Here is a 23,505-nt window from a genome sequence, read left to right on the forward strand (position 1 = left end):
GATATGGAGTGCTTCATGCACCAAGAACAGGCCTTCCGGGAATTCAATATCCCCGCCCACCCTGGTGTGCTCTCGGAACTCCAGCAATTGAACCAATCCCCCCAGGCCCCCCTGGGGCAGTTCGCCGACATCATCGCCCGGGACGTGGGGCTCTCCGCCAGTGTGCTCAAGACGGTGAATGCCCCGGCCTTCGGACTGGGGCGGCAGATCACGGATATCCACAATGCCGTGCACCTGCTCGGCACCCGGGTGGTGAGCCAGCTGGTGGCGGGGCAGCTGCTGCGCCAGTCCATCCGCGGCAAGTCGTCCATCTCCCTGGAGAAGTTCTGGGACACGGCCACCCAGACCGCCCAGGTCATGCTCCTGCTCAGGGATCACCTCCGTCTGCGCCCGGCCTGCTCTTCGGAAGATGCCTACAGCTTTGGTCTGTTCCGGGATTGCGGTATCCCCATCATGGCCATCCGCTACCCCGATTACCGGGAGGTTTTGATGGAGGCCAACGACGCCCCGCAGCAGGTCTTCACCGATGTGGAGGAGCGGCACTACCCTGTCAATCACGCCATCATCGGTTACTACGTGACCCAGTCCTGGCACCTGCCCGATGCCTTGGCCCAGCTCATCCTGCGCCACCACGATCCATCCTTCCTTGAAGACACCCGCGTATCCGAGGCGCAGAAGACCCTGTATGCCCTGGCCAAGGTGGCCGTCAACGTGCTGAGCCGGGTGAAGTACCAGAAGGAGGACCCCGAATGGCCCGCCGTCGGCGGCCAGGTCCTGGAGCATCTGCGCCTGAGCGAGTACGACCACGACATCCTGCAGGCCGATATGGCCGACGAACTCATGCTGCGGGATGATATCTGCTGATCGGTCCCTGGGATTTCACTGCCGTCGGTGGAGCACCGCGCTGGCAGGATGCAGGTCACACCGCAGTCGCCCGCGTAGGAACCGGTGCCCCTCGACCTGGCCGCGCAGTCCGCGACGATAGTCATTGGTCGTGCCCACCAGTTGGGCGCAGGCGGCGGCGTGGTCCTGGTATTGATCCGGGCGGGGGCACAGGGTCAGGCGCGTGCCGTCGAAATGGGCGTATCCCTTGTCCTGCCATCGTACCCAGTCATCCTCCACGGCCTGGATCTCGAAGCCCACTTCCATGCCCTGCACCACATCCAGGGCCAGTGGTTGCACGCTCTGCCAACTGCCTCCCAGATGGGCTCTGGCGTGGCTCAGCACACACTGAACCCGCTCGCCGAATCCGGCTTCCTGCCGTCGCACCTCCAGTTCCGCCCGTCGCCTTGCGGCCTCCTCCTCGCGGGCCCGGGCCTGAGCCGTTCGCTGCTCGGCCCGGGCCTGATCCAGGGCCGCCTGCTGCCGACGGGCCTCCAGTCGTTGTTCCGACGTCATGGTCTCCCATTGTTCTTCGGGGATATCCAGGGGGTAACGGTTGGCGCATCCCGATAGGAGGACTGCGATCCAAAGGCTGGCCAGCAGGGCGGGTAGGCGTTTCATGGTTTGTTGCAGAGGGGGTGGATCGGGTGCGCCTCCGGGGGCAACCCGGATCCATCCCATCCTATGTCCAGGCCATCCCATGGGCAACCCGCTTCAGAAAGTGCCCCCCTTGAAACCGAAGAGATGCCGGGCCGGGGAGGCGAATTCGATATAGACCCGCTCCGGCGGCACATCCAGGTGCTCCCCCATCAGCCCCGTCAGGGTGGCGGAGAACTCCGGGGTGCGCTCCTCGGGCAGACCCAGGCTCTTGAGTTCCAGATAGGCCAGCGGTTCGCGGCTGCCGCCGAAGGCCATGCGGGGCGTGGATTCGGCGATGATCATGACATAGCCCTCCGGCTTGCCCAGCATCTCGGCCACCTGCCGGGAGGCGGCGGTGATCAGGGCATCCCAGGTCTCTTCGTTGGCCGGGACATTGGACTGGATCTTCAGGGTCGGCATCGGGTCCTCCGCGGGGACAGGGATGAGATTCGGGGTATCCCCGCAGGATACCGCCGGCCCCCGCCCCGCCGGAACCCGGTGGCCAGTGGGCTTGAGGTCGGGGGCGAGGCAGCGGCAGAGGGTTGGGTTTCGGCCCGGGTGATCCCGCTTGGGTGCCGCAGGGGAGCCCAGCGCCATGAGGCCGGAATCCTTGGGAGTGGAAGGATCAGGTAACTACCTGATTTTAATGGTGGGCCCGGTCGGACTCGAACCGACGACCAAAGGATTATGAGTCCTCTGCTCTAACCGACTGAGCTACAGGCCCGTGTGGAGGGCAAAGATACAGCAGAACGCCCCGGTGGCGACAGCCTGCCGGGGCGTTGGGGTGGATCATTCCAGGTCCAGGAAGCTGCGCAGCATCTCCGAGCGGGAGGGGTGGCGCAGTTTGCGCAGGGCCTTGGCCTCGATCTGACGGATGCGCTCGCGGGTGACGTCGAACTGCTTGCCCACCTCTTCCAGGGTGTGGTCCGTGTTCATGTCGATGCCAAAGCGCATGCGCAGCACCTTGGCCTCCCGCGGGGTGAGGCTGGCCAGGACCTCGCGGGTGGTCTCCGACAGGCTCTCCCGGGTGGCCGACTCGATGGGGGACTGTACGTTCACGTCCTCGATGAAATCCCCCAGGTGGGAGTCCTCGTCGTCGCCGATGGGGGTCTCCATGGAGATGGGTTCCTTGGCGATCTTGAGCACCTTGCGCACCTTGTCCTCGGGCATCTCCATGCGCTTGGAGAGCTCCTCGGGGGTGGCCTCCCGGCCCATCTCCTGCAGCATCTGCCGGCTGACGCGGTTGAGCTTGTTGATGGTCTCGATCATGTGCACCGGGATGCGGATGGTGCGGGCCTGGTCGGCGATGGAGCGGGTGATGGCCTGGCGGATCCACCAGGTGGCGTAGGTGGAGAACTTGTAGCCGCGCCGGTATTCGAACTTGTCCACCGCCTTCATCAGGCCGATGTTGCCCTCCTGGATCAGGTCCAGGAACTGCAGGCCACGGTTGGTGTACTTCTTGGCGATGGAGATCACCAGGCGCAGGTTCGCCTCCACCATCTCCTTCTTGGCGCGGCGGGCCTTGGCCTCGCCGATGGACATGCGCCGGTTGATGTCCTTGATCTCGCTGATGCTGAGGGAGGATTCCTCCTCGATGGCGGCCAGGCGTGCCTGGGCGCGCAGGATCTCCTCGCGGCGGGACTCCAGGAGCGTCTTGTAGCGGGCCGGTTTGCCCTTGCCGAGGACACCGTCCAGCCACTGGTTGTTGGTCTCGTTCTCGGGGAAGGAGTGGACGAACTCCCGGCGCGGCATCTGGCACTGGTCCACGCAGATCTGCAGGATGGTCCGCTCCTGGGCGCGGATGCGTTCCACCATGTCGTGCAGGTCGGCGGTGAACTGGTCCACCAGGCGCGGCACCAGCTTGAATTCCATGAAGTAGCGCGCCATCTCCTCGCGGGCCTGGCGATAGGCCTCCTGTTGCCCCTGGGCGGCGCATTCCATGGCCCGCTCGTACATGGCCTCCAGCTGGGTGAAGCGCACCCGGGCCTCTTCCGGGTCGGGGCCGGTGTCCTCCGGGGCGTCCTCCTCGGAGTCATCGCCGTCGTCGTCCTCGTCCTCCGCATCGTCCTCGCGTTCGGCCTGCACCGGGGGCTCCTCCCGCTGCGGGCGCGCGGCGGCGATCTCATCGGAGTCCGGGCCCATGAAGCTCACCACCACGTCGGTGAGCTTGCTCTCGCCGGCCTCCACGCGGCCGTACTCGGAGAGCAGGGTGGCGATGGATTTGGGATAATGGGCGAGGGCGAACAGCACCTGGGAGAGGCCGTCCTCGATGCGCTTGGCGATCTCGATCTCCCCCTCGCGGGTGAGCAGTTCCACGGTGCCCATCTCGCGCATGTACATGCGCACGGGATCGGTGGTGCGCCCGAATTCGCCGTCCACCGAGGCCAGGGCGGCGGCAGCCTCCTCGGCGGCGTCCTCGTCCGCCGACACGGAACTGTCGGACAGGATCAGGCTGTCGGAGTCCGGGGCCTGCTCGTGGACCGTGATCCCCATGTCGTTGATCATGGCGATGATGTCCTCGATCTGCTCCGGATCGACGATGGTGTCCGGCAGGTGATCGTTCACCTCGGCATAGGTCAGAAAGCCCTGCTCCTTGCCCTTGGCGATCAGCTCTTTCAGACGGGATTGCTGTTCTTCGTGATTCATGGAAACCTGCTCAAACTGGACTTATGCTCACCGTTGGGGTGACGGGCGGGGGTAAACATTCAAGTATAGCAGTAAATCCTGTTGACAACCACGTAAATCCGTGTCAACCGGTCCTTGGTGATCCGGGGCGTTAGGGGGCCGGGCGGGATAAAAGTTCCTGGAGCATCCGTTTCTCCTCCTCCGTGAGCGGCCGTTCCCCGGCCGCCTTGAGCAGGGCGTCCGCCCGTTGGCGGGCATGGCGATGCCGCAGTCGGCCCAGGGCATCCTCCAGGAGTTGTTCCGGAGTGGCCTCCTCCGCGGGCGGGGGTTGCCACTGGGCCAATTTTAGTAGATGCGGTGCCGCTTCGCTGTCCCGCCAGCGCTCCACCAGCGCCGCGGGGGTTAGATGGGGGTGGGCGTGCAGGGTTTCAAGCATCTGCGCCAGCAGATCCGCGCCGGGGGTCTGCAGTTCCCGCAGCCAGGCGGTGTCGGCGACGCGGGCCGCCAGGTCCGGCCGGTTCAGCAGCAGGGACAGGGCCAGGCGTACCGGAGTGAGGGTCAGCCGCTGCAGATTGCCGGGTCGACGCGGGGGGCGGCGTGGCGGTGTGGCGGACGGAGGCGGCTTGGCGTGGGGGGTGTCCGGCTCCAGTTGCTGCTCGAAGCGTTCCGGGGAGACCCCGGCGGCGTGTGCCACATCCGCCGCCAGCTGACTGCGCAGCAGCCCGGGGGGCATGGGGCGCAGCAGGGCCGCCGCCGTCTGTCCCAGGGTCGCCCGGCCCTCGCGGCTGGAGGTGTCATGGCGCTGCGCCAGGCCGTCCAGCAGGGTGTCGGACAGGGGTTTGGCGTCGCGGACGCGGGCCTGGAAGCCTTCCGGGCCCTCGCGGCGCACCAGGCTGTCGGGATCGTCCCCCTGGGGCAGGAAGAGGAAGCGCACCTCGCGCCCGTCCCGCAGCACCGGCAGGGCCTGTTCCACCGCCCGCCAGGCGGCCTCGCCGCCGGCACGGTCGCCGTCGAAACAGAACACCACCCGGGGGACCACGCGGAACAGGCGTTCCAGATGGTCCCGGGTGGTGGCGGTACCCAGGGTGGCCACGGCATTGCGCAGGCCGAACTGGGCCAGGGCGATGACGTCCATGTAGCCCTCCACCACCAGCAGGGTCTCCAGCCGCGTACGGGCCCGGCGGGCCTCGAACAGGCCGTAGAGCAGGTGGCCCTTGTGGAATACGGGGGTCTCGGGGGTGTTCAGGTACTTGGGGGTGCCGTCCCCCAGCAGGCGGCCGCCGAATCCCACCACCCGTCCCCGGCCGTCGCGGATGGGGAACATGAGCCGGCCGCGGAAGCGGTCATAGGGCCGGCCGCCCTCCCGGCGGGTGGTCAGCCCCGCCGCCGCCAGGGTGGCCTCGCCGTGGTCCGGGGTCAGGGCGCGCAGCAGGTCGTCGCGCGTGTCCACGGCATAGCCCAGGCGGTAGTCCCGGGCCACCTCCGGGCTCACGCCGCGGGCCTTGAGATAGTCCACGGCGCGGGCGTGGCGGCGCAGGTGGGCCTCGAAACGGGCCGCCGCCGCCTCGTTGGCGGCGATGAGCGGGGCGTGGGTGTCCGCCTCCCGCCGGTCCCCGGCCTCCCGGGGCACCTCCATGCCCGCCTGGCGGGCCAGTTCCTCCACGGCCTCCACAAAATCCAGGTTGTCGTGCTGCATGAGGAAGTCGATGGCCGTGCCATGGGCACCGCAGCCGAAGCAGTGATAGAACTGCTTCTGGGGGCTGACGTAGAAGGACGGGGTCTTCTCGGCGTGGAAGGGGCAGCAGGCGGTGTATTCCCGGCCCTGCTTCTTCAGGGGCACGCGCGCACCCACCAGTTCCACCAGGTCGGTGCGGGCGATGAGCTCGTCGATGAAGGCGCGGGGGATGCGGGACATGGGGCGGACACAGACCGTCGGGCATGCATTATCCCTTATGCACGCCCGGCGGGGGAGGGGCGCCCGCGTGTTGCGGGCGTCGTCGTGGCGGGGACGCTGGGCGCCCCCGGTTCAGTCCACCATGGCGTCCTGCACGGAGCCGAAGCTGCGGATGAAGGGCTGGTTCCTGCGCACCTCGGCCGGCAGTGCGGGGATGGCGCTGCGCGCGGCCTCGGCCCCGGGATAATTGCCGAAGATCAGGGCATAGAAGTCCTTCCCATCCCTGCGGGTGTGGTACCAGGCCACATCACCAGGCAGATTGGTCTCCTGTGCATAGGCCCTGATGCGCTCCTCGCTGCTGCTCAGCACGATCTGGATGGTGTAGCGGCTGCGCTCCCGTTGCCGGATCCAGGCGGCGTCGTGCAGGCGCATGCCGTCCTGCGCCCCGGCCCCGGGCTGCGCTTCGTCTCCGGAGGTCGGTGCCGGTTCGGGTTCGGGTGCGGTCTCCGGTTCCGGTTCCGGCTCCGGGGTGGCCTCCGGTTCCGGCGTCGGTTCGGGTTCCGGTTCCGGAGTGGCTTCGGGTTCCGGCGCTTCCGCTTCCGGGGCCGGTTCGGCCTCAGTGTCCGTGGCCGGGGCCTCCGGCTCCGGAACGGGGGCGCTTTCCCGGGGTTCGGGCCGTTCCTGTGGTGACGGCGACGGCGTTTCCCCGGATGTTCCGCCCGGGGAGGGGGTCCCGGGGAGCTGGCGTTGCGGCGCTGTGGTTTCGGCGGGTTCGGGCTCCGCACGCCGGGGCTGGTCGGGCAGGACCAGGGGCTGGCTCTGCACCGGCAGCCGGCGGGGCTCCTCGTCCTCGCCACCGCCCAGCAGGCTCAGGGTGATCACCAGCGCGGCCACCAGCAGCACCCCGGCCAGCGCGGGGCCGAACCAGCGCTGGCGCCAGAAGGGGGTGCCGCTGCCTGCGCCGTTCCCGGCACCTGCATCCCCCTGGCAGTGCTGCCGCAGCCGTTCCGTGGCCACGGCGTTGATGCGACCGGGCAGACCGCCGGATTCCTGATGGATCTCCTGCAGGGCCTCCTGGTCCAGGGGGCTGGGCCCTTCCAGACCCGCGGCCTCCAGGCGGTGGCGCAGGTAGGCGGTGGTCTGCTCCGGGGTGAAGGCCCGCACCTGCACGCTCACCTGGGCCTCGGGGACATCCAGGGCATCGTCCACCGACTGCATGCGCTCGTCCACCTCCGGCTCCCCCACCAGCAGCAGGCCGAAGCGCTGCCCGGTGGCCTCGTAGACCCGGCGGCGGACCTGGATCAGTTCCTTGAGCACCTCCGTATCCAGCAACTGGGCATCGTCGATGGCCAGCACGGGGCGCATCCTGGCCTCCACAAGCCCGCCCAGGAAGCGGTCCAGGGGGTCGTTCGCCTGTCCTTCGGGGGCGGCGTCCTTCCAGTACTGGCGCACGGTGTATTCGATGGCCGCCAGGCTGATCCCCGCCCGGGCCTTGAAGGCGCAGAAGTCCAGTTCGTCCCGGCCCCGGGCCAGAACGCGCAGCAGTTGTGTGCTCTTGCCGGCCCCCTTCTCGCCCTTGAGCAGGACCACGTTCTGGTCCTTCTCCAGATGACGCAGGACCGTGTTCACCGGCATGTCGATGCCCGGATCGCTGTAGAGGAAGTCCTCGCCTGCCGCGGGGGCGAAGGGGGGCTGGCGCAGCCCGAGGCATTCGAGGCAGTCGGCGGACAGTGTGTCGTTGGCCATGGGATCCCTGGATGTCAAGAAAGTGTCTTCGGGTCGAACAGGCGCCCGTACTCGGCGATGGCGAAGCGGTCGGTCATGCCCGCCAGGTAGTCGGCTACGGCCCGGGCGCGTCCGGCCTCCCCGGTTTCCGCCGCCAGGCGCCGGGCCTTGTGCTCGTGTTCGGGGGGCAGCAGGGCCGGATCCTCCATGTAGGCGGCGAACAGGGCCTGGAGCACCCGGGCCGCCTTGGCGGTCATGCGTCGGACGCGATAATGACGATAAAGATGCTGGCGCAGGAAACCCTTGAGTTCAAGGTTGTATTCCCGGATCCGTGGACTGAATCGAATCAGGGGGCGATCCTGGGCGCGCACCGCCTCCAGGCTGTCCGGGGCGGCCCGGGCGATGGCCTCCCGGCTGCTCTCGATCAGGTCGGTTACCAGGCGGTTGATCATGCGCCGGATCACCTCGTGGCGCACCCGTTTCTCGTCCAGGCCCGGATGGCGGGCGTTCACCTCGGCCAGGGCCTCGCGAAAGAGGGTGATGCCCCGCAGCTGGTCCAGGGTGATGAACCCCGAGCGCAGGCCGTCGTCCACGTCGTGGTTGTTGTAGGCGATCTCGTCGGCCAGGTTGTTGAGCTGCGCCTCCAGGCTGGGCTGGCCGCCGTCCACGAAGCGGCGGCCCACGTCCCCCAGGCCGGCGGCCACCTCTGCCGTGCAGTGCTTGAGGATGCCCTCCCGGGTCTCGAAGGTGAGGTTGAGCCCGTCGAACTCGGCGTAGTGGGCCTCCAGATGGTCCACCACCCGCAGCGACTGCAGGTTGTGCTCGAAGCCCCCGTACCCGGTCATGCACTGGTCCAGGGCGTCCTGGCCGGCGTGGCCGAAGGGGGTGTGTCCCAGGTCGTGGGCCAGGGCGATGGCCTCGGTGAGGTCCTCGTTCAGCCCCAGCATGCGGGCGATGGCCCGGGCGATCTGGGCCACCTCCAGGCTGTGGGTGAGGCGGGTGCGGAACAGGTCCCCCTCGTGGTTGACGAAGACCTGGGTCTTGTATTCCAGACGCCGGAAGGCGGTGGAATGGATGATGCGGTCCCGGTCCCGCTGGAACTCGCTGCGGTAGGTGGGGGGCGGTTCCGGGTGGCGGCGGCCGTGGCTGACGGCGTCCCGGGCCGCGTAGGGGGCCATGGGGGAGGGCGCGTTCAGCGGTGTGTGGTTCATGGCCGGGTCAGCGCATCCAGGGTCTCGTCCAGGGCCATGGGGTCGAACCCGGCGGTGACCACCGCCCGGCCGATCCCCTGCAGCAGCACCAGGCGCAGCCGCCCCCGCTGGACCTTCTTGTCCACCGCCATGATCTCCCGGAAGCGCTCCGGCCCCAGGCCCGGCGGCGGTTCCACCGGCAGGCCCGCGGCCTGCAGGAGCCGGACGATGCGTTCCCGTTCCCCGGCCCCGAGCCAGCCCAGGCGCAGGGACAGATCCGCCGCCATCACCGTGCCCGCCGCCACCGCCTCGCCGTGGAGCCACTGGCCGTAGCCCATGCCGGTCTCGATGGCGTGGCCGAAGGTGTGGCCCAGGTTGAGCAGGGCACGGCGGCCGGACTCGCGTTCATCCTGGGCCACCACCCGGGCCTTGTCGGCGCAGGAGCGGCGGATGGCATGGGCCAGGGCCCCGGGTTCCCGGGCCCGGAGCGCCGGCAGGTGCTCCTCCAGCCAGGCGAAGAATTCCGCGTCGTCGATCAGACCGTACTTGATCACCTCTGCCAGCCCGGCGCTCAGCTCCCGGTCCGGCAGGGTGTTCAGGGTGTCGGTGTCCACCAGCACCATGCGGGGCTGGTGGAAGGCCCCGATCATGTTCTTGCCCAGGGGGTGGTTGACCCCCGTCTTGCCCCCCACCGAGGAGTCCACCTGGGCCAGCAGGGTGGTGGGCACCTGGATGAAGTCGATGCCGCGCTGGTAGGTGGCGGCGGCGAAGCCGGTGAGATCGCCGATGACACCGCCCCCCAGGGCCACCAGGAGATCCCCCCGGTCCAGGCGGCGCTGCAGCAGGCCGGTGTAGATCCGCTCCAGGGTCTCCAGGTTCTTGTGGCGCTCCCCGTCCGGCAGCACCAGGGCGTCCACGGCCCCGGCCCCCGCCGCGGAAAGGGTATCCTGCAGCGTGTGCAGATAGAGCGGGGCCACCGTCTCGTTGCTGACCACCACCACGCGCCGACCACTGACCCGGTCCCCCAGGAGGTCGGGCTGATGCAGCAGGCCGCGGCCGATGTGGATGGGGTAGCCGCGCTCCCCCAGTTCGACGCTGAGCGTATCCATGAGGGGGATCATACTAAAGCCGGGGAGGACAGACCATTGAACCGTCTTCCCCGGCCCCCCGTTCGCCCGGGGGCGTTCCCCAGGCGCTAACGGCCCCCCGTCCGCCCGGGTGCGGTCCTGCGTTTCCGGCTGGGGCGTGCGCCCGCGTTGCGTCCTTTCCCGGGGCTGGTGCCGGGGCGGGCCCCATCGCCTTCGTTCCGGTATTGGCGGGCGATGAGGCGCACCGTGGAGCGCAGGTGTTCCCGGTCCGTGTCCACGATCAGGTGGGCGATCTCCCGGTAGAGGGGGTCGCGTACCTCCAGGAGGGCCTCGAGGCGGGCGCGGGGGTCTTCGGTCTGCAGCAGGGGGCGGTTCCTGTCCCGGGACGTGCGCTTGAGCTGGAGGGCCACCGGCGTGCGCAGGTAGACCACCAGGCCGCAGCGTTGCAGCCGCTCCCGGTTCTCCGCGCGCATCACGGCCCCGCCGCCCGTGGCCAGGACGATGCCATGGCGCGCGCACAGGTCCTCGAGGACGGCGGCCTCGCGGCGGCGGAATCCCTCCTCCCCCTCGTATTCGAAGATGGTGGGGATGTCCACGCCGGTGCGGGACTCCAGTTCCCGGTCGCTGTCCACGAAGGGCATCTGCAGGCGGGCGGCCAGGTGGCGGCCCACGGTGGACTTGCCGGCGCCCATGGGCCCGACGAGGACGATGTTGGTTCTTTCCGCCAAGGGGATGCCCCGTATCCGGTGTTGACTTGGGCCGGTGGTGTGCAGGGCATGGTACGTCCCCCGGCCGTATCCGTCACGTCGCCGGAGGGATTGCGGGGTGTGGGAGGGGCCGGTCGCGGTGGGCCTGTCCGCGGGCGGGATTCCCCCGCCGCGACCGGCGCAGGAGTCACTTCTGCAGCGTGACGGTGATGATCTGTGCGGCCAGGATGATCCCGATGATCACGTACAGCGTGACCATGAAGGGAACCCCCAGCTGCAGGGCGGCACCGGTATCGGCCATGGCGGCCGTGCTTGCCATGTCGTTCATCCTCATCCTCCTTCCTGCGGTCGCATGCATCCAGGGGCAGCAGGCCGTCCGGTCCGTGGCCCGGAGGGGCGGATGCACCGGCCCATGGCCGCTGCCCCGCGTGGCCGGCGCGGACCCGGGGTCGCGCCGGTTGCAGGGAAGGGTGGACCATCCCGCCCGGGGAGACAAGGGGGACGGGTCCATGGGGACTGGACAAACCGGGGGATTCTGCTAATGAGGGGGCATGGCACGGCAATGGCGTTCACAGGGAGGTGAGCCATGGAGACCTCTTTACCCCTCCATCTGCAGCGGGGCTTTTCGCTGATCGAGGCCCTGGTGGCCCTGCTGGTGCTCTCCGTGGGCCTGCTGGGGTTGGCGGCCCTGCAGTTGTCCGCCCTCAAGGGGGCCCATTCCGCCTATCAGCGGACCCTGGCCAGCATCGCCGCCCGGGACGCGGAGGAACGCCTGTGGATGGCGGCGGCCGCAGGCCCCCTGCAGGCGGGGGCGGTGGGCTCGGCCTGGCGGCGGCAGTGGTCCGCCGATGCCGATGCCCCCGATCTTGCGGCCCTGCCCGGCGCGGGGGACAGCCGCATCACCTGCAGCACCGGGCAATGCGCCATCACCGTGGCCTGGAGCGAGGGGCGTTTCCGGGAGCCGGAGGAGGGGACCACCTTCGACTACGTCGTGGATCTGCCCCCGGAGGTGATGAAATGAAGGCCCGCCGGAGGTCTCACCGCAGCCGGGGATTTTCCCTGGTGGAATGGATGGTCGCCCTGGTGATCGGCCTCATCCTCCTGGCCGGTGCCCTGCAGGTCTTCCTGGCCCACCAGACCACCTACCGCGAGACCCAGCGCTGGGCCCGGCTGCAGGAGACCCTGGCCTTCGTCACGGAGTACCTGACGCGGGACCTGCGCGGGGCCGGGGCGGTGCACTGGGCCGACGGGGCGCTGCAGGTGACCCGGGATCGCCGCATCGACTGGTGCGGTGCAGACCCCGGGGTGCATACGGTGCGTTATTGGATCGAGGACAACGGCCTGCGCTGCCGTTCCGGCACCGGGCACAGCCAGGAACTCATCCGCGGTTTCCGTCCCGGCAGCCGCCTTGAGGCCACACTGCTCCCCGATGCCGCCGATCCCACGGGGGTGCGCATCGATCTGGTCTTCCAGAGCCATGCCGGGGAGAACGCGAACCCCAGGGTCCATCGGCTGTCCTTCCATGTGGCCCTGCGCAACCGGATACTGGCACGCATCCAGACACAGCCGTGAAGGCGGGGCGATTGGCGCGCCCGCCGCCAGCCTGGGATAATTCCATGAATGGCCCTGCAGGATCCCGCCCATGACCTCCGTCATCGACCTCTACGAACAGCTCAGCAGCGCCCCGGATGACCGGGCCCGGGCCCGGGTGATCGCCGAGGCCTTCGAGCACATGGAACAACGCTATCCCGAAGTGACCGACCTGGCCACGGGCACGGCCCTGCGGGAGACCGAGCTGCGCCTGCAGAAGGAGATCGAACAGCTGCGGGGGGAGGTGCAGAAGGAGATTGAACAGCTGCGGGGGGAGACCCGGGAGATGGAGGGACGGCTTCAGAAAGAAATCGAGCAGTTACGGGGGGATGTACAGAAGGAGATCGGCGAGGTGCAGAAGGAGATCCTGCAGATGCGCAGTGAAATGCGGCAGATGGATCACCGCCTGCAGAAGGAGATCGCCCAGACCAAGGGGGAGATCATCAAGTGGACCGTGACCTGGACGGGGGGCCTGCTCATGACCCATGCCGCGTTCCTGTTGGCGGGTTTGAGCTATCTGCTGGGGCGTTGAGGCCCGCTACTGCAGCACCCAGGCCAGGGCCACCCCCAGGGCCGCCAGGGCCCCCGCCGCGGCCCCCCCATAGCAGACCCGGGGCAGCCACTGCGCGTGGGGCACCCCCAGGTCGTACAGGGTGTGGAGGATGCGGTGGGCGGCGTGGAACAGCCACAGCCCCACGGTGACCCCCAGCCCCAGGGCCACCAGGGGATGGGTCATGGCGCCGCGCAGGGTTGCGTATTCCAGGGCCCCCGGGGGGAAGGGCAGCGCGAGGATCAGCACCAGCGCGGGCCCCACCAGGGCCGCCAGCATCCCGCCGGCGCCAAAGAGGGTCCAGAACAGGGGTTCCAGGTTGCGGGGTCTCATCGCAGGCCCCCGGCGGCGGCCACCAGCAGGGCGACGGAGGTCAGGGCCCAGGCCCCCAGGGCGGCGCGGTGGACCCGGGTCTGGCTGATGCGGTGACGCCCCAGGCGCAGGGGGGCCAGGGTGAGGGGCAGCAGCCGCAACCAGGTCCAGGCGTGCCAGGCGAAGGCCGCCAGGGCCAGCAGCTGGAAGACCCGCCCCGGCAGCGATTGTACACAGGCCCGCCAGACATCATGGGCCCCGGGGCCCAGCAGCAGGGCCGTCATCCCCCAGAGCAGGCACAGGGCATACAGGCCGATGACCACGCTGGTGGCCTCCCGCAGCAGATACCACCGGTAGGCGGGATGGCGGCGCCACCAGCCCTTCATGGATCGGATATAGGGGCGGGTTGAGGTCATGAGGTGCAGGTCCTTCCCGATTGCAGCAGTCGCCGCAGGGTATCCAGGGCCGCAGCGGGCTTGTTGCGGTTGATGGCCCCCGCCGGGTCCACCCCTTTGGGGCAGACCTCGGAGCAGCGCCCCACCAGGGTGCACCCCCACACCCCCGCATCACTGTTCATCACCTCCATGCGCCGCGCCCGGCCGGCATCCCGGGAATCGGCATTGTAGCGATGGGCCAGGGCCAGGGCGGCGGGCCCGAGGAAGTCCGCCTTCAGGCCGTACTGGGGACAGGCGGCATAGCACAGCAGGCAGTTGATGCAGGCGGAGGTGTCCAGATAGTCCTGCATCTGCTGGGGCGTCTGCCGGTGGGGGCCGTCCTCCGGGGTGCGCACCGGGTCCGGGATCAGGTAGGGGGCCACCTGTGCCAGCTTGTCCAGGAAATCCGAGGGGTCCACCGCCAGGTCCCGCTGGATGGGGAAATGGTCCAGGGGCTCCACGCGCACGCACCCGGGATGGTAGTCCCGCAGAAACACCTGGCAGCTGAGCACCGGCTCGCCGTTGACCATGCAGCCGCAGTTGCCGCATACGGCCATGCGGCAGGACCAGCGGAAGGTGAGGCTGCCGTCCAGGTGATCCTTGATGTACTGCAGCCCCTCCAGCACCGACATCTCGGGGGTGAAGGGCACCTCGAAGCGCTGGTGATACGGGGCCTCGTCCCGTTCGGGATGGTAGCGCAGGCACTCCAGGACGATGGTGCGGGTATCGCTCATGCCGGCCCCCCGTAGACCCGCTCCCCCGGTGCCGAGCGGGTGAGGGTGACGGGGGTATGGTCGATGCGCGGTGGCTCCTCCCCCTGATCCCAGGCCAGGGAATGACACAGGAAGCCTTCATCGTCACGCCGGTCGTAGCCGTCGCTGCGCAGATGGGCCCCGCGGGATTCGCGGCGGGCCAGGGCCGCATGGGCGATGGCCTGGGCCACCTTCAGGGCATGGCCCAGCTCCAGGGTGGCGAGCCATTCGGTGTTGAAGGCCCGGCCCGTATCGTCCAGGCGCACCCCGCGGCGATAGCGGGCGCGCAGATCCGCCAGGGTCTCGCAGGTCCGGGCCATGCCCTCGGCCTCACGCACGATGCCCACGCCCTCCTCCATGGCCGCCTGCATGGCATCCCGCAGGGTGGCCAGGCGCTCGCCGTGGTGCGGCTCCAGCAGGGCATGCCACCGCCGCCGGGCCGCCTCGGCCTGGCGCTCCACCCCCGGCGCCGGCGCCGGGCCGTTGCGGGCATGGGCCACCGCCGCCTCGCCGGCGGCCCGGCCGAACACCAGCAGCTCCGCCAGGGAATTGGAGCCCAGGCGGTTGGCCCCGTGCAGCCCCGTGCTGGCGCATTCCCCGGCGGCATACAGCCCCTCCACGGCGGTGGCCCCGTGGCGGTCGGTGGGCACCCCGCCCATGGTGTAGTGCACCGCCGGACGCACGGGGATGGGCGCCTCCACCGGGTCCACGGCGGCGAAGGTGCGGGCCAGATGCAGGATCTGGGGCAGGCGCTCCTCCAGGGTCTCCCGACCCAGGTGACGCAGGTCCAGGTGCACCGCCGTGCCCTGGGGGGTGGGCACGGTGCGGCCCGCCCGGTCCTCGTGCCAGAAGGCCTGGGAGACCCGGTCCCGGGGGCCCAGCTCCATGGCCCGGGGCCGGGGCCAGGGGTCCACCGGACCCAGGCCATGGTCCTGCAGATAGCGCCGCCCGTGGCGGTTGAGCAGGATGCCCCCCTCGCCCCGGGCCCCCTCGGTGATGAGCAGCCCGCTGCCGGGCAGGGTGGTGGGGTGCCACTGCACGAACTCCATGTCCCGCAGCCCCGTGCCGCAGGCCAGGGCCATGCCCATGCCCTCGCCGGTGACGATGCCGGCATTGGTGTTCTGCCGGTAGACGCGCCCGGCACCGCCGGTGGCCAGCACCGCCGCCCGGCAGCGCAGCAGCAGGCTGTCACCGCTGGGCACATGCACCGCCAGCACCCCCCGCAGGCGGCCGTCCTCCACCAGCAGGTCCATGCAGAAGCATTCGTCGAAGCGGCGGATGGAGGGGTACTTCAGGCTGGTCTGGAACAGGGTATGGAGCATGTGAAAACCGGTGCGGTCGGCGGCGAACCAGCTGCGGGGCGACTTCATGCCGCCGAAGTAGCGCACGTTGATCTCCCCGTCCGGGCGCCGGCTCCAGGGGCAGCCCCAGTGCTCCATCTGCGTCATCTCCGGGGTGCAGCGGCCCACGAACCACTCCACCACGTCCTGCTCGCAGAGCCAGTCCCCGCCGGAGACGGTATCGTCGAAATGCTTGTCCGGATGATCCTCCGGGTGGATCACCCCGGCGGCCCCCCCTTCCGCCGCCACCGTGTGGCTGCGGGTGGGCACCACCTTGGACACCAGGGCCACGGCGGCATCCGGGTCCGCCTCCGCCGCCGCGATGGCGGCCCGCAGGCCGGCGCCGCCGCCGCCGATGACCACCACATCCGCATCGATTGTCTGCATTGCGTGGGCGCTCCTGCGCAGGGGGAACCGCAGGCCGGCATGGTACCCAAGGCGGCCCGCCCCGGCCAGGGCATGGCGGGGTGGATCATCCCCGCCCGCGCCGCATATCCGTGTCCGTCCCCGCTTCATCAGCCGTGCCTCCCGGGGGGTGAACGGGGGGCCGGGGAACGGGGCATAATGCCCCTACGGCAACAAGACCCATGGGAGCCGGATGCCATGCAGGCGCATCGCTCACGTATCCCCCCCTTCCAGCGCGGATTCTCCCTCACCGAGGTCCTGGTGGCCCTGCTGGTGCTGTCCGTGGGGCTCTTGGGGATCGCGGGGCTGCACCTGCTCGGCATCCAGTCCATCCACTCCGCCCAGCAGCGCACCCTTGCCAGCGTTATGGCCCGGGAGGCGGCGGAGCGCCTGTGGATCTCCCTGGCCGTGGACGGCACCCCGGACCCCCGGTCGGTGGAGGGTCCCTGGCGTACCGCCTGGGGTGCCCCCGGCAACGATGCGCCCGCCGCCCTGCGGCTGCCGGGCATCACCGGCAGCGACATCGACTGCGACGGGGCCGCCCCCACCACCTGCACCATCCGGGTGCGCTGGGCCGAGGGCCGTTTCGCGCGGGAGGGGGACGAGGCGGTCTTCGAATACACCGTCACCCTGCCCGGGGGGGCGGGCTCGTGAGCCCCGGGGTGCGCGTCGCCGGATGCCAGCGGGGCGTGGGGCTGGTGGAATGGATGATCGCCCTGGTGATCGGCCTGATCCTGCTCTCGGGAGTGGTGCAGATCTTCGTCGCCAACCAGAGTGCCTACCGGGAATCCCGGCAACTGGCCCGGATGCAGAACACCGTGGCCCATACCATGGACCTGCTGGTGCGGGATCTGCGCGGTGCCACCGCGGTGGATACCGGCACGCCGGGGCGGCTGGGGGTCACCCGCAACCGCACGGCGGATTGGTGCGGCCAGCCCCCGGGGGAATCGGAGATCTTCTACTGGGTGGCCGACGAGACCCTGCGCTGCGGTCCCGACCCCGACGCAGGCGGCCAGGCCCTGGTGGAGGGCCTGGCGCCGGGTTCCACACTGCAGGCAACCCCCGTACGCCATCCCGTGGACCACGACCTGCTGGGCCTGGATCTTGCCCTGGATCTGCGCCTGGGCGGGGACGAAACCCGCCGCTTCCACTTCCGGGTGGCCCTGCGGCAGGCCATTTTGCAGCGACTGTGACGGACAACCCCAACGCAGGGAGGCCCCCGATGCCCAACGAGAACCCTGGACGAGAGAACGGCGCCGTGCTGGTGGTGAGCCTGGTGATCCTCACCCTCACCACCCTGCTGGGGGTGGCCGGGATGAACGCAGCGGTGATCCAGGAACGCATCGCCGGCAATCAAAAGCAGGCCACCGAGGCCTTCCTGGCCGCCGAAAGCGGACTGGCCCAGGTCCTGGCGGTGATGCGCCACGAGGACTTCGACGCCTGGGGCGACCGTGAAGCCACCCTCCAGGCCGTGGGGGAAGGCCCCCATGCCGTCCACGCCGACCGCCCCGGCCAATGGCAGCTGGAATCCGTGGACTACCACCATGGCCGGGCCACCGTCCGCATCACCGGCACCCTGCCGGGAGGTGCCCGGCGCACCCTGGAGGCCGAACTGGATGGCGGGCCCGGCGGTCCGGTGCCCGAATCCGCCTACACCTGCTACGGCGCCCACTGCGAGACCCGTACGGGCAGCAACAGCGGCAATGCCATCTACTTTGACGGGCGCAACTGGAAGCTGCCGGAAAACGGCTGCACCGGGGCCCGATGCAACGGCACCCTGGCCGGGAAGGGGGACCGTGCCGGCATCTACCTGGTGGGCAACGCCGACAGCCAGGCCGTGGGCACCGGCAACCAGGCGGGCAACAACCGCCCCGGCCAGATCCGGGGGGCCCCGGCCCTGCGCCAGACCGAAGCCGCCGCCACCGAAGGCGGCGTCACCGCAATGCACTGGGGCGAATACGCCGATGCCCTCGCGGCCCGTCCCGGGACCCGCAGCCATACCCTGGACTCCGGCGAGCGGGTGGATCTCTCCAGCGAACTGGGCAGCCGCGAAGCCCCGGCGGTGGTGGAGGTGAAAGGGGAAGGGGAGGTGCGCCTCGGCGGCAACACCCATGCCGCCGGGGTACTCATCCTCTCCGGCGACGTGGCCCTGGGCCCCGCCAACGGCACCTTCACCTTCGAGGGGCTGATCCTGTTGCGCGACGGGGCCCGCATCACCTCAGGCAAGGGCACCGCCAACCTCTTCGGTTCGGTCATCTCCCTGGAGGGCAGGCCGGGATGGGTGGACGCGGACCTGGGGGGCAACTTCACCCTCAAATACAGCACCGGGGCCCTGGAGCAGCTCCAGCGCCACGGCCTCTGGGGCCAGACCCACCCGCCCCGTGTCGTGGCCTGGCGGGAGATCCTGGGTGCCTTCTAAGCCCGGGTACCAACGCTGTGCCTGTCGTCAGGTGTTGTCATTCTCCCGGAATAAATCCGCAAGTTCTGGTTCCTCTTCGATATCTTCCCGGGAAGAAGCATCCACCTGGATGGCCTTTTGCAGTGCCTTGCGCGCCCGGTCGGGCCGATGGGCCTGCAATTGCCCCCATGCCAGGTCGAAATACCCGGCCTTGTCCTTGGGGTGACGCAGGACGGCCTGTTCGAATGCAGCGATGGCGCCGGGGATGTCCTCCTGGGCCATGCGGGCCCATCCCAGGGCATTGTAGCCATTGAATGTATCGGGATCGGCCGTCAGGGCCGATTCGATCAAGGCGATCTTCTGCTCGGGCGATGCCACATGGTAGCTGGCCTGAATCCTCTGCTGGGCCTTGGCGTTGCGGTAAAGCCGATCCTCAACCGCAGCGCGCCAGGCCTCCAGTTCCGAACGAAGGCTTCGTACCCGGATATATTCCGTATAGGCTAGGAAGACCACCCCCAGCGCGACGATGGAGACCAGCAGGGCCAGTACCGTGAGGTATTCAGAGCAATCCATGGTTCCAGGGATCGGCAGGTTTTGTGTACAGGTTAGATTCCCATGGTGAGACACCAGAAACCGTGACTCAAGGGGCGTTGCAATCGCTCCAGACCCCGATCGGGCGACCAGGAAGAAGATACCGCGACCCAGGCGGTCCCGGGTACCTCGGTCCCGGGTACCTGGCACCTTTTTCCCGGGGAAAAGGTGCCAGGTACCACACCCCTTCCCCCCCCTACGCGGGGAACCCCCGGAGGGTTCCACGGTCTCAGTAATGCGCATATGTTCACATAATCCAAGTCTCGGGGTTAGGCCCACCTTGCGTGATGTGCGCATATGTCCATAATTGAACCATCGGCAACCGATTCAGGAGGAGAAAGACATGCGTCACAGAGGCAGAAAGGGGTTTGGTATGGGCCAGGGCATGAGAACTGGCATGGGAGCCGGACGCGGCATGGGCCGCGCATGGGGGGCGGCCATGATGTCGGGGCCCTCTGCTCCGGACGATGCGGCCGTGAACCCGGCCATGCAACCCGCCATGCAGCCGGGCATGGGACAAGGCATGGGGCGTGGAAGAGGGCAGGGCCTGGGCCCCTGCGGCCGCGGCCTGGCCCGCGGGCGCGGACCCTTCCGGCAACCCTCCTGAGGCCCACCATGGGGAACCTGGCACCTTTATGGATCACGCTTGCATCCGGTGCCCGGTCCCCGGCGGACGGAAATACATGAACGGGAGGAAAGGCAAGATGAAAGATACCGATCTCCAGCGTCGCCGTTTCCTGCAGCTCACCACCACCGGCCTGGCAGCCGCGCCCCTGGCGGGTCTGGGAATGACCACCACCGCCTCCGCCCAGGACGGGCTGCCCCATCTGGATGAAGACTCCAAGGAGGCCCGGGCCCTGAACTACCGGCACGACGCCACCCAGGTGGATCATCCCGAATACCAGGAGGGGCAGAACTGCGGCAACTGCCTGCTCTACACCGACCCCTCCGCCAAGGAATGGGGCCCCTGCGCCGTGTTCCCCGGCAAGCTGGTGGCGGAAGGCGGCTGGTGCACCGCCTACGTGCCCAGGGGCTGAGGGTCCCGGGTCCCTACCCGGGTCCCCGGGTACCTGGCACCTTTTTGGGGACCAAAAAGGTGCCAGGTACCTCAGTCACCCTCAGTCACTTCAGTCCCCCAGCCCTTGCCTTGTGACCCCCCTGCCACCCTGCTATGGTAACGGGTTTCGTGAGTCCCTCACCCCGACCGCAGGTCCCCCCATCCCCGATGTCCCGTACCTCCAGTAACGCCACTCAAGGACCCCCCCGTCCCGAGAGCAACCAGGGCGAACTGCGCCGGAGTCTGGGCCAGCTGAAGCAGGCCTTCCTCTCCGTGGCCCTGTTCAGCTTCTTCATCAACCTGCTCATGCTGGTGCCCCCCATCTTCATGCTGCAGATGTACGATCGCGTGCTCTCCAGCGGCAGCATCCCCACCCTGGTGATGCTGCTCATCGTCGCCGTGGGCCTGCTCATCGTCATGGGCCTGCTGGACTGGTCCCGCAACCGCGTGCTGGTGCGGGCCGGTACCCGACTGGACGCCCTGCTGGACCGCCGCCTGTTCGATGCCACCTTCTTCCGCGCCCTGAGAAGCCCCGACAACGGCTCCACCCAGCCCCTCAAGGACATGGTCACCCTGCGCCAGTTCATGACCGGGCAGGGGGTATTTGCCTTCTTCGACGCCCCCTGGACCCCCATCTTCCTGGGCATCATCTTCCTGTTCCACCCGATCCTGGGGGTGATCTCCCTCGTCGGCGCCCTTATCCTCCTGGCCCTGGCCGTGCTCAACGAATTCCTTACCCGCAAGCCCCTGGGGGCGGCCAACAACGAGTACATCAAGGAATCCGACTACGCCAGCTCCAACCTGCGCAACGCCGAGGTGCTGGAGGCCATGGGCATGACCGGCCGCCTGCGGGACCGCTGGCAGGACCTGCACCAGAACGTCCTCGGCCTGCAGGCCATCGCCAGCGACCGCTCCGCCAACCTCACCGCCATCTCCCGCTCCCTGCGCATGATCCTGCAGGTGGGCATCCTGGCCGCTGGCGCCTATCTGGCGGTGGAGCAGGTCATCACCCCCGGCGTCATGATCGCCGCCTCCATCATCATGGGCCGGGCCCTGGCCCCGGTGGACCAGGCCATGCACGCCTGGCGCGGCTTCATCGGCGCCCGCGGCGCCTGGACCCGCCTCAACAAGGTGCTGGAATCCACCCCCGCCCCCGGCGAGCACATGCAGCTCCCCGAGCCCCAGGGCCGGATCAGCGTGGAGAACATCGTCGTCATCCCCCCCGGCAGCCGCGTCCCCGCCCTGCGGGGCGTCAAGCTGGAGCTGCCCCCCGGCCGCGTCCTCGGGGTCATCGGCCCCAGCGCCGCCGGCAAGTCCAGCTTCGCCCGCGCCCTGGTGGGGGTCTGGCCCACCTATGCCGGCGACGTGCGCATCGACGGCGCCGAGATCAACAACTGGGACCGGGAACAGCTGGGCCCCCATATCGGCTATCTCCCCCAGGACATCGAACTCTTCGCCGGCACCATCGCCGAGAACATCGCCCGCTTCGGCCAGGTGGACCCGGACCAGGTGGTGGAGGCCGCCCGCAAGACCGGCCTGCACGACATGATCCTGCGCCTGCCCGAAGGCTACGACACCCGCATCGGTGTCCACGGCGGGGCCCTCTCCGCCGGCCAGCGCCAGCGCGTGGCCCTGGCCCGGGCCGTCTACGGCAACCCCCGGCTCATCGTCCTGGACGAACCCAACTCCAACCTGGACGAGGCCGGTGAACAGGCCCTGGTGCAGACCATCCAGCAACTGCGCGACGAGGGCCGCACCGTGGTGATCATCGCCCACCGGCCCGCCGTGCTCTCCGCCGTGGACGAGATCCTGGTGCTCAAGGACGGCCAGACCGCCGCCCTCGGTCCCCGCCAGGAGGTCCTGGGCCGCTTCACCCGTCCCACCGGCGTGTCCGGCAATCCCATCGCGAGCCAGTCATGAGCGAGCAGGACCAGAATCCCGCCAGCAGATCCCCCGTCTCCCAAAGCGGGGAAAACACCCCCGTGCAGGGGGAGCACCTCCCCCGGGAGAGCGACACCCGGGAACCGGCCGGGGCCACCCCCCCGTCCAACGACCGCTTCCCCCGCCTGTTCGGCCTCATCGTCATCCTCCTGGCCTTCGGCTTCCTCGGCGGCTGGGCCATGCTCGCCCGCATCAACGGCGCCGTGGTGGCCCCGGGCACCGTCACCGTGGACACCTACCGCAAGACCGTGCAGCACCTGGAGGGGGGCATCATCCGCCGTTTCCATGTGCGCGACGGCGACCGGGTGGAGCAGGGGGACCTGCTCATCGAACTGGACGACACCCAGGCCCGGGCCGCCTACCTGTCCAACTACAACAACTACCTGGCCGAACTGGCCCGCAGGGCCCGCCTGGAGGCCGAACTCACCGGCCGGGACAGCATCGACTTTCCGCAGGAACTGACCCACGGCGGCGAGGGTGGCCTGGGCGAGCGTCTCATGGCCGTGGAACGGCGCCAGTTCCGGGTGCGCCGCGAGGCCCTGCAGGGGGAGATCGACGTCCTGCGCCAGCGCATCGAGCAGCTCAACGAGAAGATCGACGGCATGCAGGCCCAGCGCCAGTCCCGCCTGGACATCATCGCCTCCCTGGACGAGGAACTGGCCAGCCGCGGCCGCCTGGCGGAGCGGGAACTCCTGCCCGCCGCCGACCTGCGCCCCCTGGAGCGCCAGCGTGCCGAGGCCCAGGGGGAGGCCGGCGAACTCAAGGCCGGCATCGCCGAGACCCGCGTGCAGACGGGCGAGGCCGAACTGCAGATCCTCCAGGCCCGGCGCGAATTCCAGCGTCAGGCCGCCGAGGCCATGCGCGAGGTCACCGCCCGCATCAACAGCCTGGAGGAAGAGCTGCGGGCCCTGCGCGACACCCTGGCCCGCACCGAGATCCGCGCCCCCGTGGGCGGCGTCGTGGTCAACCTGCGCTTCCACGCCCGCTGGGCGGTCATCGGCCCCGGCGAACCCATCCTCGACCTGGTCCCCGGCGACCAGCCCCTGGTGGTGGAGGGCCGCATCCGGCCCCAGGACGTGGACAACGTCCACGACGGCCAGCCGGCGGACGTGCGCTTCTCCGCCTTCAGCATGCGCACCACCCCCGTGGTGGAAGGCGCGGTCAGCTTCGTCTCCGCCGACCGCCTGCAGGACCCGGACACCGGCGAGCCCTACTACCTCACCCGGGTCACCGTGGGCGAGGAGGAGATGCGCCGCCTCGGCAATGTCACCCTGCGCCCGGGCATGCCCGCCGAGATCATGATCCAGACCGGCGAGCGCAGTCCCATGAGCTACCTGCTCAAGCCGCTCACCGACGCCCTGGCCCGCTCCTTCACGGAGAACTAA

Annotated in this window: 24 protein-coding genes and 1 tRNA gene; 10 read left to right on the top strand and 15 right to left on the bottom strand. The window is 69.3% G+C overall.

All coding sequences use genetic code 11. The features are described 5' to 3' along the window. The first annotated feature begins 15 nt into the window (after window positions 1-15). Entirely contained in the window at window positions 16-864 is an 849-nt protein-coding gene (locus CKO33_RS07360; RefSeq protein WP_242472522.1) for an HDOD domain-containing protein, read from the top strand. Window positions 865-879: 15 nt separating this feature from the next. Here CKO33_RS07360 and CKO33_RS07365 read toward each other — a convergent pair whose 3' ends face one another. The 10 genes from CKO33_RS07365 to CKO33_RS07410 all read right to left on the bottom strand — a co-directional run bounded on the left by CKO33_RS07365 (window position 880) and on the right by CKO33_RS07410 (window position 11,078). After that, on the bottom strand, window positions 880-1,503 hold the full coding sequence (locus CKO33_RS07365; RefSeq protein ID WP_200180946.1) for an LptM family lipoprotein: 624 nt from the start codon (window positions 1,501-1,503) through the stop codon (window positions 880-882). Between the two features lie 93 nt (window positions 1,504-1,596). Then, window positions 1,597-1,941, bottom strand: coding sequence for a phenylpyruvate tautomerase MIF-related protein (locus CKO33_RS07370; protein WP_200180948.1), 345 nt, complete (start codon window positions 1,939-1,941; stop codon window positions 1,597-1,599). A gap of 227 nt (window positions 1,942-2,168) precedes the next feature. Beyond that, window positions 2,169-2,245, bottom strand: a tRNA-Ile gene (locus CKO33_RS07375). A gap of 65 nt (window positions 2,246-2,310) precedes the next feature. Further along, the gene (rpoD, locus tag CKO33_RS07380; protein WP_200180954.1) at window positions 2,311-4,167 is read right to left on the bottom strand and encodes an RNA polymerase sigma factor RpoD; all 1,857 of its coding nucleotides are present in this window, start codon (window positions 4,165-4,167) and stop codon (window positions 2,311-2,313) included. Window positions 4,168-4,297: 130 nt separating this feature from the next. Beyond that, on the bottom strand, window positions 4,298-6,061 hold the full coding sequence (gene dnaG / locus CKO33_RS07385) for a DNA primase (RefSeq protein WP_200180961.1): 1,764 nt from the start codon (window positions 6,059-6,061) through the stop codon (window positions 4,298-4,300). A 111-nt stretch (window positions 6,062-6,172) separates the two neighbouring features. Beyond that, a complete protein-coding gene (locus CKO33_RS07390) occupies window positions 6,173-7,786 on the bottom strand; it encodes an AAA family ATPase (RefSeq protein ID WP_200180967.1) in 1,614 nt (537 codons plus the stop codon). Window positions 7,787-7,800: 14 nt separating this feature from the next. After that, on the bottom strand, window positions 7,801-8,976 hold the full coding sequence (locus CKO33_RS07395; RefSeq protein WP_200180969.1) for a deoxyguanosinetriphosphate triphosphohydrolase: 1,176 nt from the start codon (window positions 8,974-8,976) through the stop codon (window positions 7,801-7,803). Continuing rightward, on the bottom strand, window positions 8,973-10,076 hold the full coding sequence (gene aroB, locus CKO33_RS07400) for a 3-dehydroquinate synthase (protein WP_200180971.1): 1,104 nt from the start codon (window positions 10,074-10,076) through the stop codon (window positions 8,973-8,975). Before aroB ends, CKO33_RS07395 begins: the two co-directional genes overlap by 4 nt. 74 nt (window positions 10,077-10,150) lie before the next feature. Then, window positions 10,151-10,771 (bottom strand): shikimate kinase AroK, encoded by a 621-nt coding sequence (aroK, locus tag CKO33_RS07405; protein ID WP_200180979.1) that lies wholly within the window; start codon window positions 10,769-10,771, stop codon window positions 10,151-10,153. 166 nt (window positions 10,772-10,937) lie between these two features. After that, the gene (locus tag CKO33_RS07410) at window positions 10,938-11,078 is read right to left on the bottom strand and encodes a hypothetical protein (protein ID WP_200180980.1); all 141 of its coding nucleotides are present in this window, start codon (window positions 11,076-11,078) and stop codon (window positions 10,938-10,940) included. 258 nt (window positions 11,079-11,336) lie between these two features. Here CKO33_RS07410 and pilV (CKO33_RS07415) point away from each other — a divergent pair, with 258 nt between their 5' ends. From pilV (CKO33_RS07415) to CKO33_RS07425, 3 genes are all read left to right on the top strand, one after another. Beyond that, window positions 11,337-11,771 (top strand): type IV pilus modification protein PilV, encoded by a 435-nt coding sequence (gene pilV, locus CKO33_RS07415; protein WP_200180987.1) that lies wholly within the window; start codon window positions 11,337-11,339, stop codon window positions 11,769-11,771. Beyond that, window positions 11,768-12,322 (top strand): PilW family protein, encoded by a 555-nt coding sequence (locus tag CKO33_RS07420; protein ID WP_274600742.1) that lies wholly within the window; start codon window positions 11,768-11,770, stop codon window positions 12,320-12,322. Before pilV (CKO33_RS07415) ends, CKO33_RS07420 begins: the two co-directional genes overlap by 4 nt. A gap of 70 nt (window positions 12,323-12,392) precedes the next feature. Continuing rightward, window positions 12,393-12,872: a DUF1640 domain-containing protein gene (locus CKO33_RS07425; protein WP_200180991.1), complete on the top strand. Its 480-nt coding sequence runs from the start codon at window positions 12,393-12,395 to the stop codon at window positions 12,870-12,872. Between the two features lie 6 nt (window positions 12,873-12,878). Here CKO33_RS07425 and frdD read toward each other — a convergent pair whose 3' ends face one another. The 4 genes from frdD to frdA are packed head-to-tail and all read right to left on the bottom strand — an operon-like array spanning window position 12,879 to window position 16,115. Beyond that, window positions 12,879-13,223, bottom strand: coding sequence for a fumarate reductase subunit FrdD (gene frdD, locus CKO33_RS07430; RefSeq protein WP_200180993.1), 345 nt, complete (start codon window positions 13,221-13,223; stop codon window positions 12,879-12,881). Next, entirely contained in the window at window positions 13,220-13,618 is a 399-nt protein-coding gene (locus tag CKO33_RS07435) for a succinate dehydrogenase/fumarate reductase transmembrane subunit (protein ID WP_200180995.1), read from the bottom strand. Before CKO33_RS07435 ends, frdD begins: the two co-directional genes overlap by 4 nt. Continuing rightward, the gene (locus CKO33_RS07440; RefSeq protein WP_200180997.1) at window positions 13,615-14,370 is read right to left on the bottom strand and encodes a succinate dehydrogenase/fumarate reductase iron-sulfur subunit; all 756 of its coding nucleotides are present in this window, start codon (window positions 14,368-14,370) and stop codon (window positions 13,615-13,617) included. The genes CKO33_RS07435 and CKO33_RS07440 overlap by 4 nt, the downstream gene beginning before the upstream one ends. Beyond that, complete coding sequence (frdA, locus tag CKO33_RS07445; protein ID WP_200180998.1) at window positions 14,367-16,115, bottom strand: fumarate reductase (quinol) flavoprotein subunit; 1,749 nt, start codon at window positions 16,113-16,115, stop codon at window positions 14,367-14,369. Before frdA ends, CKO33_RS07440 begins: the two co-directional genes overlap by 4 nt. Window positions 16,116-16,331: 216 nt before the next feature. Between frdA and pilV (CKO33_RS07450) the strand changes: the two genes are divergently transcribed. The 3 genes from pilV (CKO33_RS07450) to CKO33_RS07460 are packed head-to-tail and all read left to right on the top strand — an operon-like array spanning window position 16,332 to window position 18,552. Further along, entirely contained in the window at window positions 16,332-16,787 is a 456-nt protein-coding gene (gene pilV, locus CKO33_RS07450) for a type IV pilus modification protein PilV (RefSeq protein WP_200181000.1), read from the top strand. Continuing rightward, entirely contained in the window at window positions 16,784-17,326 is a 543-nt protein-coding gene (locus CKO33_RS07455; protein WP_200181002.1) for a prepilin-type N-terminal cleavage/methylation domain-containing protein, read from the top strand. The genes pilV (CKO33_RS07450) and CKO33_RS07455 overlap by 4 nt, the downstream gene beginning before the upstream one ends. Window positions 17,327-17,355: 29 nt before the next feature. Beyond that, on the top strand, window positions 17,356-18,552 hold the full coding sequence (locus tag CKO33_RS07460) for a pilus assembly PilX family protein (protein WP_200181004.1): 1,197 nt from the start codon (window positions 17,356-17,358) through the stop codon (window positions 18,550-18,552). A 27-nt stretch (window positions 18,553-18,579) separates the two neighbouring features. Here CKO33_RS07460 and CKO33_RS07465 read toward each other — a convergent pair whose 3' ends face one another. After that, the gene (locus tag CKO33_RS07465; protein ID WP_200181005.1) at window positions 18,580-19,104 is read right to left on the bottom strand and encodes a tetratricopeptide repeat protein; all 525 of its coding nucleotides are present in this window, start codon (window positions 19,102-19,104) and stop codon (window positions 18,580-18,582) included. A 722-nt stretch (window positions 19,105-19,826) separates the two neighbouring features. Between CKO33_RS07465 and CKO33_RS07470 the strand changes: the two genes are divergently transcribed. From CKO33_RS07470 to CKO33_RS07480, 3 genes are all read left to right on the top strand, one after another. Next, window positions 19,827-20,159 carry a high-potential iron-sulfur protein gene (locus tag CKO33_RS07470; protein ID WP_200181007.1) on the top strand — a complete coding sequence of 111 codons (333 nt, stop codon included), beginning with the start codon at window positions 19,827-19,829 and terminating at the stop codon, window positions 20,157-20,159. A 188-nt stretch (window positions 20,160-20,347) separates the two neighbouring features. After that, window positions 20,348-22,099 (top strand): type I secretion system permease/ATPase, encoded by a 1,752-nt coding sequence (locus CKO33_RS07475; RefSeq protein WP_200181009.1) that lies wholly within the window; start codon window positions 20,348-20,350, stop codon window positions 22,097-22,099. Beyond that, window positions 22,096-23,505 (top strand): HlyD family type I secretion periplasmic adaptor subunit, encoded by a 1,410-nt coding sequence (locus CKO33_RS07480; RefSeq protein ID WP_200181011.1) that lies wholly within the window; start codon window positions 22,096-22,098, stop codon window positions 23,503-23,505. Before CKO33_RS07475 ends, CKO33_RS07480 begins: the two co-directional genes overlap by 4 nt.

It is taken from the genome of Ectothiorhodospira mobilis (assembly GCF_016584115.1).
Lineage (GTDB): Bacteria > Pseudomonadota > Gammaproteobacteria > Ectothiorhodospirales > Ectothiorhodospiraceae > Ectothiorhodospira > Ectothiorhodospira mobilis.